Here is a 13,489-nt window from a genome sequence, read left to right on the forward strand (position 1 = left end):
TCAGCCCTCCTCGAAAAGCTGCGATTCCGGCATCGATAGGCCTGAAAACGCTTCCTCGGCGTGGCGCCGAACCATGGTGATCGGTTCGGCGAACCCCGCATAGTCGCCTTCCCGATCGAGTTGCTCGGCCTGGTCGAGCGAGGACAGTTTCAACCCGAGATCGCGCAAGAGGCCGTCGCCAAGGCCATAGATCCAGCCGTGGACCGTGATCGGCTGTTGGCGTTGCCAGGCTCCACGTAAAATCGGCGTCGCTGCGACCCGTCTCAGCTGGAGTTCGACGTTCAACTCACAGGCACGGTCAATTCTGGCCGCATCGCTTGGAAGCCGCGCCAGGTCGCCGGCGCACCGCCGACACATCTCCCGCACCGGCGCCAGCCAGTGATCGATCAAACCGCCAGCGCCCGGGGGCTCGAACGCGCGACGAATTCCCCCGCAGCCATAATGGCCACAGACGATGACGTGCCTCACCTCGAGCGTCTCGACCGCGAATTCCAACACCGACAGCAAATTCATGTCGCCGGTGTGAACGACATTGCCGACATTACGGTGCACGAACACCTCTCCGGGATCGAGACCGACGATGTCATTGGCGGGAACGCGACTGTCCGAACAACCGAGCCACAGATACCGTGGCGCCTGCTGTTCGGCGAGCCGCCGGAAAAAATCGGGATCACTGCGGGTCTTACCCGCCGCCCAGGCCACGTTGCGGTCGAACAGCTCGTCGATCATCGTCGTCGGACGCTCCAGGCAACGCTGTCAGAGTTCACGGCGCGGGACCTCACGAACAGCCTCCGCCGCCGCAGGTGCAGCCGGCATGGGCTGGCGGTTTGGGTGCCTCGTCTTTTGTCAGCGACCAGTTGATCATATAGATGAAGCATCCGATTCCCGGATCGTCGGCGCGCTCCACGACATTCATCAGGCCGAGCCAATCCTCATTGCCGGCGAGATTGGCAAAGCGACGGACGGCGCCGGAAGCATATTCGCCGACGGTCTCTTCATATCGCCTGGCCGCCTCGTCCACGCGGGCGACCAGCACGAGGTCGTTGCAGGCGAGCAGCGTCTCGCTGGCGACCGCCTCCTCGCTGAAACCGCGAATGATGTCGCCAAGCTGCATTTCTTTGCTCTACTGCAAGAGGGGCGACGACGCTGCGGCAAGCGCAACACCCAATATCTCGGCCCTGCCCGCCAACAGCGATACATACTGCGCCAAGGCGCGGTGGCGGACCTTGGTCGCGAGATAATCGGCGATACGATCGCGGACGAGCTCGAACGATAGTTCCTGTCCGGCGGCAAATTCGTCGAGCCGGATCACGTGGAAGCCATAGCGCGTCTCGGCAACCGCAAATTCTCCTGGCCGCATCCGCTGCAGCGCCATCTCGAATTCCTTCACGGTCTGGCCGCGCGTCAACTGTCCGAGATGGCCGCCATTCTCGGCCGAGGTTTTGCAGTCGGACTCGGCACGCGCGAACTCGGCAAACAAAGCCGGATCGGATCTGACCGCACTGAGGATGGTATCCGCCTTGGCCCGGGCGGACGTCCGCGCCACGACATCGCGCTGGCGCGCGGCGATCAGAATATGGGCGGCCTCGTAGAGATCTCCCGAGCGAAAGCGCTCGCGGTTCTGCTCGTAGAAGCGTTGGCACGCGGCTTCGTCAGGCTCAGGCGTAACCACCTCGCGCTCGACCAATTCGCGCACTGCGGCTTCTTCCGGCGTCTCGCGACGTCCTTCCGGATCAGTCAATGGCTCGGCCTCGATGCCGAGACGCTGGGCTTCCTGCAACAGCAGCTCACGCACGACCAGCGCTCGCGCCGCCGCCTGCCAGGCCAGGATCGGCTTTTCCGCCGGATGATTCTGCACCTCGCGGGCGATGACCTCACGCGGGATCACGGCACCATTGACACTGATGGTCTTCGGCTTCGGCAGGGTTTGGGTGACCGAGCAATCCATGGCCTACTCCGCGGGCTGCATTGGACGCGTGACGTTACGGCTGCGAACCACCTGATAGCCGCGGCGACCGAGGTACCAGACTGGCGCGCTCCAGATGTGGACCAGCCGAGTGAATGGAAACAGCAGGAACAAAGTCATGCCGAGCACGAGGTGCGCCTTGAAGATCGGATGCACGTCCAGGATGTTGGCGGCAACGCCGGGCTGGAGCGTCACGATGCCTTGCGCCCATCCCATGAACTTCACCATTTCATGGCCGTCGAGATGGCCGGACGAGACCGGAATGGTCGCCAGCCCCAGCAGCAACTGCGCAAACAGCAACAGCAGAATCGCGGTATCCCCGAAGGAGGAATTGGCACGAATGCGCGGATCGAACAGCCGCCGGTGCGTTAGCAGACTGATTCCGACGAGGCACATCAGGCCGGCAAGGCCACCGGCAACCATCGCCAGCATCTGCTTGAAGCTGTGCGAGACGCCGAGCATGTCGAACACCCAGATCGGGGTGAGCAAGCCGACGAAATGCCCGCCGAAGATCACGAGAATACCGACATGGAACAGATTAGAGCCCCATATCAACTGCCGGCGCCGCAGCAATTGGCTCGAGCCCGTGCGCCAGGTGTATTGCTCGCGATCGAACCGGAACAAGCTGCCGAAAAGGCACACCGTAAGGCAAAGATAGGGATACCAGCCAAATACGATCGAATTGAGCGTTTGCATGCTTCGCTCCTACTGCTGCGGTGATGGCGCGGAATTGACCGCACGCCTGGCATGGCGGAGCTTCGCGATCAGACCTTCGTGGCCGCAGGCGCCCTGCCCCTGCGCACCAGGGCCGAAGCGCACTTCTTCCTCCTCCCAGGCAGCGTCGAGCGCCACGAGATCCATCGGGTCGCTGTCTGGCGCCTTCAGGATTTCGTCGACGACTTCACGCCGGGGGACATCGGCCGCAATCACCCCTAGTGCGTCGAACACCGCCTTGTAGGTTGACTGCCGCCGGCCGAGCCGTTCGGCCAACGCCGCAAAGATGTGCGCCGTCTGCCCAAGCAGGTCGCGTGCTTCAGAAAGCGGCCGGATCGACAGGAATTCCAGGAATAACGGTACGTAGTCCGGCAATTCGTTGGCTTCGATGACCAACCCGGCATTTTCATACATGGCCTTCAAGTCGACCATCGCCTGGCCACGGTCACGGCTTTCGCCGTGCACATGCTCGAACAGATGCAGCGCCAGCGTCTTGCTGCGGTCGAACAGCAGGCCGTAGCGCTCCTGCAGATCGTACAGGTCGCCGGTCGCGATTTCCTCGATCAGCACATCGAGCGCCTGGCGGCATGACGCCGGCACCAGCCGGTCGGCGTCGAGCACCGACAGCAATTCCGGCGCGACTTCGATCAACTCTTCGGTCGGATAGCTCAACAACCCCGACAGGACCTTGAAGGTCTTCATCACGCCATCTCCATCGGGTTCTTGGCCTTGCGGGGTGAACCAAACAGATTAGTCTCGGTCTCGCCGCCGGAGCAGCCATTGCCAAAGGTGAAGCCACAGGAGCCGCGGATGTCGAAAGCGTCGGCGCCCAGTTCGCGATGCGCGGTCGGGATCACGAACCGGTCCTCGTAGTTCGCAATCGCCATGATCTGATACATCTCGTCGATCTGCGCCGCCGTCAGCCCGACACGCCTGGCGATGGCTTCATCGACCACGCCGTCGAGTGTCTTGGTCCGCATGTAGGCGCGCATTGCCATCATTCGTTCCAGTGCCAACGTCACCGGCGCCTCGTCGCCCGCCGTCAGGAGGTTGGCGAGATAGCGCATCGGGATACGCAACGACTTCACGTCAGGCATGCCGCCGTCGAGCCCGATCTTGCCGGCCGAGGCAGCGAGGTAATCGGCGACAGCGGTGGCACGTACCAGACCATCGGCAGGGTCCGGTATTCCGGGTGCAGCGGGAACGCGACCTTCCATTCCATCGCCATCTTCCAGATCGGCGAGGTTTTAGCTGCTTCCAGCCATGTATGCGGAATGCCCTGCCGCTCGGCTTCAGCAATCACCTCGGGATCGTTGGGGTTCAGGAAGATGTCGAGTTGCGCCTGATACAGATCCCGCTCGTCGGGCTTGCTGGCAGCTTCCGCGATCCGATCGGCATCATAGAGCACCACCCCAAGATAGCGGATGCGGCCCACGCACGTCTCCGAGCACACGGTCGGCTGCCCGGCCTCGATGCGCGGATAGCAGAAGATGCACTTCTCGGATTTTCCAGACGACCAGTTATAGTAGATCTTCTTGTAGGGACAGCCGGACACGCACATGCGCCAGCCGCGGCACTTGTCCTGGTCGATCAGGACGATTCCGTCCTCCTCGCGCTTGTAGATCGCGCCCGACGGACAAGCGGCGACGCACGCCGGATTGAGGCAGTGCTCGCACAGCCGCGGCAGGTACATCATGAAGGTATTTTCGAATTGGCCGTAGATGTCCTTCTGTACACCCTCGAAATTGTAGTCTTGCGAGCGTTTGGCGAACTCGCCGCCGAGAATTTCTTCCCAGTTCGGGCCCCATTCGATCTTCTCGATCCTCTCGCCTGACACCAGCGAGCGCGGGCGCGCTGTCGGCATCGCCTTCATCTCTGGCGCCTGCTGAAGATGCGGGTAGTCGAAGGTGAACGGCTCGTAGTAGTCGTCGATCTCAGGCAGATCCGGATTGGCGAAGATGTTCGCCAACACCCGCCACTTGCCGCCGATACGCGGCTGGATCGAGCCGTTGCGATTGCGCTTCCAACCTCCCTTCCAGCGCGTCTGGTTCTCCCAATCCTTCGGATAGCCGACGCCGGGCTTGGTCTCGACGTTGTTGAACCACGCGTATTCCATGCCTTCGCGGCTCGTCCACACGTTCTTGCAGGTGACGCTGCAGGTGTGACACCCGATACACTTGTCGAGGTTCAGCACCATTGCGATTTGCGCGCGGATTTTCATTCTGCGGCCTCCAGGCCGGGGTTGCCGGATCGATCTGCGGTCGGGGTGTCGAGCCAATCGACTTTCGACATCTTGCGAACGATGACGAATTCGTCGCGATTGGCGCCGACGGTGCCGTAATAGTTGAAGCCGTAGGCCTGCTGCGCGTAGCCACCGATCATGTGCGTCGGCTTTAGAACGGTGCGGGTGACCGAGTTGTGGATGCCGCCACGCTGGCCGGTCTGCTCGGAGCCCGGGACGTTCACGATCTTCTCCTGCGCATGATACATCATGCACATTCCCTGCTTCACGCGCTGCGAGACCACCGCACGCGCGACCAGCGCGCCATTGGTGTTGTAGGCCTCGATCCAGTCGTTATCGACGATACCGGCTGCCTTGGCGTCGATCTCGCTAATCCATACGATCGGACCGCCGCGCGAGAGCGTCAGCATCAGCAGATTGTCGGTATAAGTGGAGTGGATCCCCCACTTCTGGTGAGGCGTGATGAAGTTCAGCACCACCGAGCCATTGCCGTTCGGCTTGCGGTCGATGACGGGCTTGACCGTCTTGGTGTCGATCGGCGGCCGATAGACGCAGAAGCCTTCACCGAAGGCGCGCATCCACAGATGATCCTGATAGAGTTGCTGACGGCCGGTCAGCGTGCGCCACGGGATCAACTCGTGAACGTTGGTGTAACCGGCGTTGTAGCAGACCTTCTCCGATTCCAATCCGGACCAGATCGGCGAGGAGATGATCTTGCGCGGCTGCGCGACGACATCGCGGTAACGGATCTTCTCGTCTTCCTTCGGGATGGCGAGATGGGTGTGGTCGCGGCCGGTGAAACTGCCCAGCGACTCCCACGCCTTGACGGCGACCTCGCCGTTGGTTTCCGGAGCCAGGCTCAGGATGACCTCGCAGGCATCGATCGCACTGTCGATGCGGGCAAGCCCCTTCGATGCGCCCTCCTCGATGACGACGCCGTTGAGCTTCTTGAGCAAGTCGACCTCATGGTCGGTGTTCCAGCTCATCCCTTTGCCGCCGTTACCAAGCTTGTTCATCAGCGGCCCGAGCGAGGTGAAGCGTTTGTAGAGGTTCGGATAGTCGCGCTCGACAACCGTCACCGCAGGCATGGTCTTGCCGGGGATCGGCTCGATTGCACCCGTCTTCCAATCCTTGACGTCGAACGGTTGCGCGATCTCGCCGGGGCTGTCGTGCATGATCGGAGTGAGGACGACGTCCTTCTCCACACCGAGCACTTCCGGAGCGACCCTCGAGAACGCTTCCGCGATGCCCTTGTAGATGTCCCAATCGCTGCGCGATTCCCAGACCGGATCGACCGCGGCCGACAGCGGGTGGATGAAGGGATGCATGTCCGAGGTATTGAGATCGTTCTTCTCGTACCAGGTTGCGGTCGGCAGCACGATGTCGGAATACATGCAGGTGGTCGACATCCGGAAGTCAAGCGTGACCAGCAAGTCGAGCTTTCCTTCCGGCGCATGATCGAGCCACTTCACGTCGACGGGCTTCCTCCTGCCGTGCTCGCCGAGATCCTTGCCGATCACGCCGTGTTTGGTACCGAGCAGATGCTTGAGGAAATACTCGTGGCCCTTGCCTGAAGCGCCGAGCAGGTTGGAGCGCCAGACGAACATATTGCGCGGCCAGTTTCTCGGATTGTCGGGATCGTCACATGACAATTGCAACTCGCCCGACTTCAGCGACTTCGCCACGAAATCCTTGGCTTCCAGCCCGGCGGCTGCGGCCTGCTTAGACACTTCAAGCGGATTGGTTTGCAATTGCGGCGCGGACGGCAACCAGCCCATCCGCTCGGCGCGCGCGTTGTAATCGATCAGCGCGCCATCCCATGGCCCCTGCGGTGCAGTGGGCGACAGAATCTCCTTCACGTCAAGCGTTTCGTAGCGCCACTGGTCAGTGTGGGCATAGAAGGCCGAGGTGGAGTTCATCTGCCGCGGCGGGCGGCCCCAATCGAGGCCGAAGGCGAGCGGCGTCCAGCCGGATTGCGGCCGCAGCTTCTCCTGACCGACATAATGCGACCAGCCGCCACCGGACTGGCCGACGCAACCGCACATCACCAGCATGTTGATGATGCCGCGGTAGTTCATGTCCATGTGGTACCAATGGTTCAACCCGGCACCGACAATGACCATCGAGCGACCGCCGGTCTTCTCGGCGTTAGCAGCGAACTCGCGTGCGACCGTGATGATTTGCTCGCGCGGCACGCCGGTGATCTTCTCCGCCCAGGCTGGGGTGTAGGGTTGAACATCATCGTAATTCCTGCCGACATGGTCGCCGCCGAAGCCGCGATCGACGCCGTAATTGGCGACGAACAGATCGTAGACTGACGCCACCAGCGTCTCGCCATCCCTGAGCTTGATGCGCTTCGCCGGTACCTTGCGCATCAGCACGTCCGGGTGGTCGGTTCCCTGGAAATGATCGTGCTCGCGATTGCCGAAATAGGGGAAGCCGACGTCGGCCAGCTCATCCTTCGTATCGGAGAGAGAGAGCCGAAGCCTGGTGTCGCGGCTCCTCGATTCGCGTTCCTCCAGATTCCATTTGCCCTTCTCGCCCCAGCGGAAGCCGACCGAGCCGTTTGGCACCACGATCTCGCCGGACGCCTCATCGTAGGCGACCGTCTTCCATTCGGGATTGTTGGTCTCGTCGAGCGAAGTGGCAAAATCCGAGGCGCGCACGAACCGCTCAGGCACGAGCCGTCCTTCGGATTCCACCAGGCGCACCAGAAATGGCATGTCCGTATACTGGCGCGCATAATCGTTGAAGTATTTTGCCTGACGATCGACGTGGAATTCCTTGAGGATGACGTGCCCCATGGCCATCGCTAGCGCCGCGTCGGTCCCCTGCTTGGGCGACACCCAAAGGTCCGCGAACTTCGAGGCTTCGGAATAGTCCGGGCTGATCACGACGCTCTTGGCGCCCTTGTAGCGGACCTCGGTGTAAAAATGCGCATCCGGCGTGCGCGTCTGCGGGACGTTCGATCCCCACAGGATCAGGAAGCCGGAATTGTACCAGTCCGCGCTTTCAGGCACATCGGTCTGCTCGCCCCAGGTCTGTGGCGAAGCTGGCGGCAGGTCGCAATACCAATCGTAGAACGACATGCAGACGCCACCGAGCAGCGACAGATAGCGCGCACCGGCCGCGTAGCTCACCATCGACATCGCCGGAATCGGCGAAAAGCCGAATACGCGGTCCGGACCATAGGTCTTGGCGGTGTAGGCGTTGGCCGAGGCCACGATCTCGTTGACCTCGGCCCAGGTTGCGCGGACGAAACCGCCAAGACCGCGCATTTGCACGTAGGCCGCGCGCTTCTTCGGATCCTCGACGATCGCCTTCCACGCCGCCACCGGCGTCATGGTGGCGCGCGCGGCGCGCCATAGCTTCAACAGCCGTGACCGCACCAGAGGATACTTCACGCGATTTCCGGAATAGAGGTACCAGCTGTAGCTCGCGCCACGCGCGCAGCCGCGCGGTTCGTGATTGGGCAGATCGGGCCGTGTGCGTGGATAGTCGGTCTGCTGGGTCTCCCAGGTGACGATGCCGCCCTTGACATAAACTTTCCACGAGCACGAGCCCGTGCAGTTCACGCCGTGCGTCGATCGCACGATCTTGTCGTGCTGCCAGCGCTTGCGATAGCCGTCCTCCCAGGACCGATCCTCCGTCGTCGTCACACCATGACCGCCGGCGAACTCTTCCTTGGGACGCGTGAAGAACGACAGCCTGTCGAGAAAATGGCTCACTGTCCCGTCTCCTTATTCTGCAGGCTGCACTGCGGGCGAAATCGGGCCGCCGCGCTCGATGTCGTGGAGCAGGCCGCCCTTGCGGGTATAGACAGCCCATGTGATCACGACGCAAATCACGTAGAAAATGAAGAAGCCCCAGAGAGCCGCCTGCACACCGCCGGTGAGATCGATCGAGGTGCCGTAGGATTTCGGGATGAAGAATGCGCCGAAAGCAGCGATCGCGGACGTGAAGCCGGTGATCGCGGCCGATTCCTTTTCGGCCTGCCGCTGACGGGTGGCCGCATCGGCAGTGGGCATCAGCCGCTCCATTTCACGACGCATGATGTTCGGGATCATCTGGAAGGTCGACGCGTTACCGACGCCCGTCGCAAAGAACAGGAACAGGAACATCGCGAAGAAGCCCCAGAAGGCACCCGGCTGATCCTTGATGCCGAGGAAGTAGAGAATCCCGAGCACGCCGGCCATCATCATGACGAAAACCCACAGGGTGACACGACCGCCGCCCCATTTGTCCGAAATCCAGCCTGTAGCCGACCGCGAGAGCGCGCCGACAAGAGGCCCGAGGAAGACGAACTGTAGCGCATCGACCGTTGGAAACTGGGTCTTCGCCAGCAGCGGGAAGCCTGCGGAGTAGCCGATGAAGGAGCCGAAGGTGCCGGTGTAGAGCCAGCACATGATCCAGTTGTGCTTGCGCTGGAAGATGACCGCCTGATCGGAGAACGAGGCCTTGGCGGACGCGATGTCGTTCATCCCAAACCAGGCGGCAAAAGCGCTGGCTGCGATAAATGGCACCCAGATGAAGCCCGCATTCTGCAGCCAGAGCGGGGCCTGCTGCGGTCCGTTGGTCACCATCGTCGGATCGCCGCCGAACCAGCCGAACACACCGACCGTGATCACAAGCGGCACGACGAACTGCACGGTTGAGACGCCGAGATTGCCGAGGCCGGCATTGAGCGCAAGGGCATTGCCCTTCTCGGCACGCGGGAAGAAGAAGGAGATGTTGGACATCGAGGAGGCAAAATTGCCGCCGCCGAAACCGCACAACAGCGCCAGCGCCAGGAACACCGGATATGGCGTTGACGGCGTCTGCACCGCGTAACCGATGCCGACTGCGGGAATCATCAGTGACCAAGTCGCAAGCGTGGTCCACAATCGCCCGCCGAAGATCGGCACCATGAAGGAATAGAAGACACGGAGCACCGCCCCGGAGATGCCAGGCAACGCCGCCAGCCAGAACAGCTCAGCCGTGGTGAACTTGAAGCCGACCGTGGGCAGCTTTGCTACCACCACCGACCAGACCTGCCAGATCGCGAAGGACAGCAGCAGCGCCGGGATCGAAATCCAGAGATTGCGTCGCGCGATCGCCCGGCCGCTCGTTTCCCAAAAGGTCTTGTCTTCGGGACGCCAGTCGGTCAGTACCGCGCCAGACAGGGCACCGACGTGCTCCGGCCTGTGAATCTCCTCCATCTCGGGAAGTTCGGGGAGCGTCTTGAGCGCTTCGCCGACGAGTCCGCGCTCCATCTGCCGGATCGACACGTGCATCCAGACGAGGGAAACCGTAACCAGCAGAAACAGTGCCATGAAACAGCTGGTCCACAGCCCCGTGAGGTCGACCAGAGCGCCGAAGGCGATCGGAAGGACGAAGCCGCCGAGACCGCCAATCATGCCGACCAACCCGCCGACGGCGCCGACGCTGTTTGGATAATAGACGGGGATGTGCTTGTAGACCGCTGCCTTGCCCAGCGCCATGAAGAAGCCGAGCACGAACACCGTCACGGTGAACGGCACCAATCCCATTTCCAGATGGAAGGCGACCGCGCCGTTGACCGTCTTCACCAGATAGTCGGTGGGCGGGTAGGATAGAATGAAGGTCGCGACCACGCCGACCAGGAAGGTCCAGTACATGACGCGGCGTGCGCCGTAACGATCCGAGAGGTGGCCACCGTAGGCCCGGAATACACTGGCGGGAAGCGAGAACATCGCAGCCACCATGCCGGCGGTCTTGATGTCGACTCCGTAGACCTTGATCAGATATTGAGGCAGCCACAACGCCAGCGCCACGAAGGCGCCGAACACGAAGAAATAGTACAGCGCGAAACGCCAGACCTGAATGTTCTTCAGCGGCTCGAGCTCCAGCCAAGCGCTTTTCGGCTTCTCGTTGTTTTCTCGCCGCGCACGGACGACGGGGTCTTCTTCGGAGAATAGCCAGAACGTAATGCCCATCAGGCCGATCACGAGTGCCCAGACCTGGGCGACCGTCTGCCAGCCATAGGCCACCAGCACGAACGGCGCGACAAACTTGGTCAATGCAGCGCCGACATTACCAGCGCCAAAGATGCCGAGCGCGGTGCCCTGCTTACCCGCGGCATAAAATCGCGATACGTAGGCGATGCCGACCGCGAAGGATCCGCCGGCGATGCCGACGAAGAACGCAGCCACTAAGAATTCGGGATAGGTGTGCGCCCAGGTCAGTAGATAGGTTGCAACCGCGGCGGCTAGCATGACGACGGTATAGACCCGGCGACCGCCATACTGATCGGTCCAGATACCGAGCAGGAGGCGGATCAGGGATCCGCTGAGAATGGGGGTACCGACCAGCAGGCCGAACTGGGTGTCGTTTAGTCCCAGCTCCTGCTTGATGCGGATGCCGATGATCGAGAAGATCGTCCAGACCGCAAAGCAAATGGTGAAGGCGATGGTCGAGAGCCAGAGCGCCCGGCCCTGATGGACGGTACTTGAAGTTGGTGATGCCATAGTTAGCCCCCGAGAAAGCGTTCGAGGGAATGGATGGCCGAAACCGGGTTCACACAGTTTGTGCTACGTCAAACAACTGGCGGCCAGCCGATCATGCGGGCTCTTTTCGAGGAAGATTTGTCGAATCCCGTCACCTCAATTGATGCTAGTCACATCTATATTTGATAAATGTCACAGATTGATCTCAACACAGGATGGAAAGTTGCTCCGCTCTGACCAACTTAAGCAAGTCACGAATCTCCCGCTGTTTTCCGGAATCGCGGAAGAAGCGCTCGCCGATCTGCTTGATGCTGCACTCTTGCAGCAATTCCCGGCGGGGGTCGTTCTGATCTACGAAGGGCATCATCCGGATTTTCTGCATATCCTTATTGATGGATTGGCCGAAGTTTTTACTGAACAGGATGGTGAAGAATGGGGAATTTCGCTGGTCGACCCCGTTACAACCTTCATCCTCGCGGCGGTCGTCAGCGACCAACCTTACTTGAATTCCGTCAGGACGCTGTCGGACTCGAGCGTCCTATTGATTCCCGCGCAACGCGTCCGCGATATGTTTGATCGCGACGTAGCGTTTGCACGTGTGGTGGCGAGAGAACTCGCCTTTGCCTATCGGTCGTCGATCAAGAAATTGAAGGGCTACATGGCCCGGTCTGCGGTCGAGCGTCTTGCCAACTGGATCTTGACCGAAGCGAACAAGGGTCCGGCAGCGGAAGCCGTCGTGATCCCATTTGACCGCGGAAAGCTGGCCTCGCATATCGGAACGACGCGAGAAAACCTGTCTCGGAATCTCGCTCAGCTTACCGAGCACGGTGTCCGCATCCGCGGGCGAGAGATAGTGATCGATAACAAGAAGTCGCTAGAGACCTTCGCGCGCCCACAACGGCTCATTGACGATCCCGACTCTTAAAAGCCGGCGGACACGATCTTGATTTACGTCAATGCGCGTTCGCCAAATTCGCGGGAAATTATTTTTTATCCGCGATGCATGATCGCAATCTTCTCCCTGCCGCTCATAACGGTCTGGTTGCAGTTTCGAGTCCTGCCGGGCTCATCAACGAGAACTCCGTTCTCGTCGCCCGCAGCGCGACGACCGCACCAGATACGTCCACTTTCCGTTTGCCCACGACAATCATGTCGCATCAGACAGTGTACCGGCACTTTAGTTCGCACAGGAAATGTGGCAGGCGTTCAGAACCTTACGCGCCTAAGACACTGCGCGCGGGAGCGGCCACAATGATCAAGTCTTCTCGCTACACGTCGAAGAACACCGTCTCGCTGTCACCCTGCAGACGGACGTTGAACGCGTAGGTGTGGCCAGCACCGGGCTTGCGCTTGGCGATCAGGGTCGCACGACGATCGGCCGGCACCAGTGCCAGCACGGAATCAGTCGCGTTACCGGCCTCGTCGTCGAAATAGATCCGGGTATAGAGGTGCAGCAGCATGCCGCGCGCGAACACCGCGAGCACAATGTGCGGCGCCTGCGGCTTGCCGTCGGCATCAGGTACTGAGCCCGGCTTGATGGTGTCGAACGAATAGCCGCCGCTCTTGTCGGTGCCGCAACGGCCAAAGCCCTTGAAAGACGAATTCGGCAGCGCGCGCGCATCCTGCGGGTCGGAGAAGCGGCCCTGGCTGTCGGCCTGCCAGATCTCCAGCATGCAATCCGGGATCACGGCGCCGTCGCCGTCATAGACCTTGCCCTCGACGCGGATCCGTTCGCCGGATGTATCCGGCGTCAGCAGATTGTTGGTGAAGGCGTCGTTCCACTCATACTCGCCGTTCGGCGTCAGGCCGTATTTGAAATATGGGCCGACGGTCTGCGAGGGCGTGATTCCATCAGGACGTGACACTTACTTGGTCTCCATCGGCGTGGCGTTGCGCCCGCGCAGCACGATATCGAAGCGATAGCACAGCGCCCATTCCGGCTTGGTGTTCTCGAGATCGAACGAGGAGATCATCCGCGCCCGCGCCTTCTCGTCGGTCACCGAATTGAAGATCGGGTCGAACGGGAACAGGGGATCGCCGGGGAAATACATCTGCGTCACCAGACGCGAGATGAAGGAGTGGCCGAACACCGAGAAGTGGATG

Annotated in this window: 10 protein-coding genes and 1 pseudogene; 1 reads left to right on the forward strand and 10 read right to left on the reverse strand. The window is 61.2% G+C overall.

The window, feature by feature from the left end; all coding sequences use genetic code 11:
- The 8 genes and pseudogenes from ALC15_RS38200 to ALC15_RS38235 form a co-directional block, all read right to left on the reverse strand.
- Positions 1-729 carry a carbonic anhydrase gene (locus ALC15_RS38200; RefSeq protein WP_063781932.1) on the reverse strand — a complete coding sequence of 243 codons (729 nt, stop codon included), beginning with the start codon at positions 727-729 and terminating at the stop codon, positions 1-3.
- Positions 730-778: 49 nt separating this feature from the next.
- Positions 779-1,114 carry a hypothetical protein gene (locus ALC15_RS38205; RefSeq protein ID WP_050631729.1) on the reverse strand — a complete coding sequence of 112 codons (336 nt, stop codon included), beginning with the start codon at positions 1,112-1,114 and terminating at the stop codon, positions 779-781.
- Positions 1,115-1,123: 9 nt separating this feature from the next.
- The gene (locus tag ALC15_RS38210) at positions 1,124-1,948 is read right to left on the reverse strand and encodes a peptidylprolyl isomerase (RefSeq protein ID WP_050631730.1); all 825 of its coding nucleotides are present in this window, start codon (positions 1,946-1,948) and stop codon (positions 1,124-1,126) included.
- Positions 1,949-1,951: 3 nt separating this feature from the next.
- Positions 1,952-2,662: a respiratory nitrate reductase subunit gamma gene (gene narI / locus ALC15_RS38215; RefSeq protein WP_050631731.1), complete on the reverse strand. Its 711-nt coding sequence runs from the start codon at positions 2,660-2,662 to the stop codon at positions 1,952-1,954.
- A gap of 9 nt (positions 2,663-2,671) precedes the next feature.
- Positions 2,672-3,382 carry a nitrate reductase molybdenum cofactor assembly chaperone gene (narJ, locus tag ALC15_RS38220; protein WP_050631732.1) on the reverse strand — a complete coding sequence of 237 codons (711 nt, stop codon included), beginning with the start codon at positions 3,380-3,382 and terminating at the stop codon, positions 2,672-2,674.
- A pseudogene (gene narH / locus ALC15_RS38225) lies at positions 3,382-4,901 on the reverse strand (nitrate reductase subunit beta). The gene narJ and the pseudogene narH overlap by 1 nt, the downstream one beginning before the upstream one ends.
- The gene (locus tag ALC15_RS38230; protein ID WP_050631733.1) at positions 4,898-8,650 is read right to left on the reverse strand and encodes a nitrate reductase subunit alpha; all 3,753 of its coding nucleotides are present in this window, start codon (positions 8,648-8,650) and stop codon (positions 4,898-4,900) included. The pseudogene narH and the gene ALC15_RS38230 overlap by 4 nt, the downstream one beginning before the upstream one ends.
- 12 nt (positions 8,651-8,662) lie before the next feature.
- The gene (locus tag ALC15_RS38235) at positions 8,663-11,407 is read right to left on the reverse strand and encodes a nitrate/nitrite transporter (RefSeq protein ID WP_050631734.1); all 2,745 of its coding nucleotides are present in this window, start codon (positions 11,405-11,407) and stop codon (positions 8,663-8,665) included.
- 202 nt (positions 11,408-11,609) lie between these two features.
- Between ALC15_RS38235 and ALC15_RS38240 the strand changes: the two genes are divergently transcribed.
- Positions 11,610-12,311 (forward strand): cyclic nucleotide-binding domain-containing protein, encoded by a 702-nt coding sequence (locus ALC15_RS38240; RefSeq protein ID WP_050631742.1) that lies wholly within the window; start codon positions 11,610-11,612, stop codon positions 12,309-12,311.
- Between the two features lie 343 nt (positions 12,312-12,654).
- Here ALC15_RS38240 and pcaG read toward each other — a convergent pair whose 3' ends face one another.
- Both pcaG and ALC15_RS38250 read right to left on the reverse strand, forming a co-directional pair.
- Positions 12,655-13,251 (reverse strand): protocatechuate 3,4-dioxygenase subunit alpha, encoded by a 597-nt coding sequence (gene pcaG, locus ALC15_RS38245; protein ID WP_050631735.1) that lies wholly within the window; start codon positions 13,249-13,251, stop codon positions 12,655-12,657.
- A partial coding sequence (locus tag ALC15_RS38250; RefSeq protein ID WP_488240852.1) for a dioxygenase family protein occupies positions 13,252-13,489 on the reverse strand: 238 nt, incomplete at its 5' end.

The organism is Bradyrhizobium viridifuturi (assembly GCF_001238275.1).
Taxonomy (GTDB): domain Bacteria; phylum Pseudomonadota; class Alphaproteobacteria; order Rhizobiales; family Xanthobacteraceae; genus Bradyrhizobium; species Bradyrhizobium viridifuturi.

What these genes read in the sequence shown, in the direction of transcription:
- ALC15_RS38205 (WP_050631729.1), bottom strand. Translation starts at nt 1,114, where the DNA reads ATGCAGCTTGGCGACATCATTCGCGGTTTCAGCGAGGAGGCGGTCGCC.
- narI (WP_050631731.1), bottom strand. Translation starts at nt 2,662, where the DNA reads ATGCAAACGCTCAATTCGATCGTATTTGGCTGGTATCCCTATCTTTGC.
- ALC15_RS38210 (WP_050631730.1), bottom strand. Translation starts at nt 1,948, where the DNA reads ATGGATTGCTCGGTCACCCAAACCCTGCCGAAGCCGAAGACCATCAGT.
- narJ (WP_050631732.1), bottom strand. Translation starts at nt 3,382, where the DNA reads ATGAAGACCTTCAAGGTCCTGTCGGGGTTGTTGAGCTATCCGACCGAA.
- ALC15_RS38200 (WP_063781932.1), bottom strand. Translation starts at nt 729, where the DNA reads ATGATCGACGAGCTGTTCGACCGCAACGTGGCCTGGGCGGCGGGTAAG.
- ALC15_RS38235 (WP_050631734.1), bottom strand. Translation starts at nt 11,407, where the DNA reads ATGGCATCACCAACTTCAAGTACCGTCCATCAGGGCCGGGCGCTCTGG.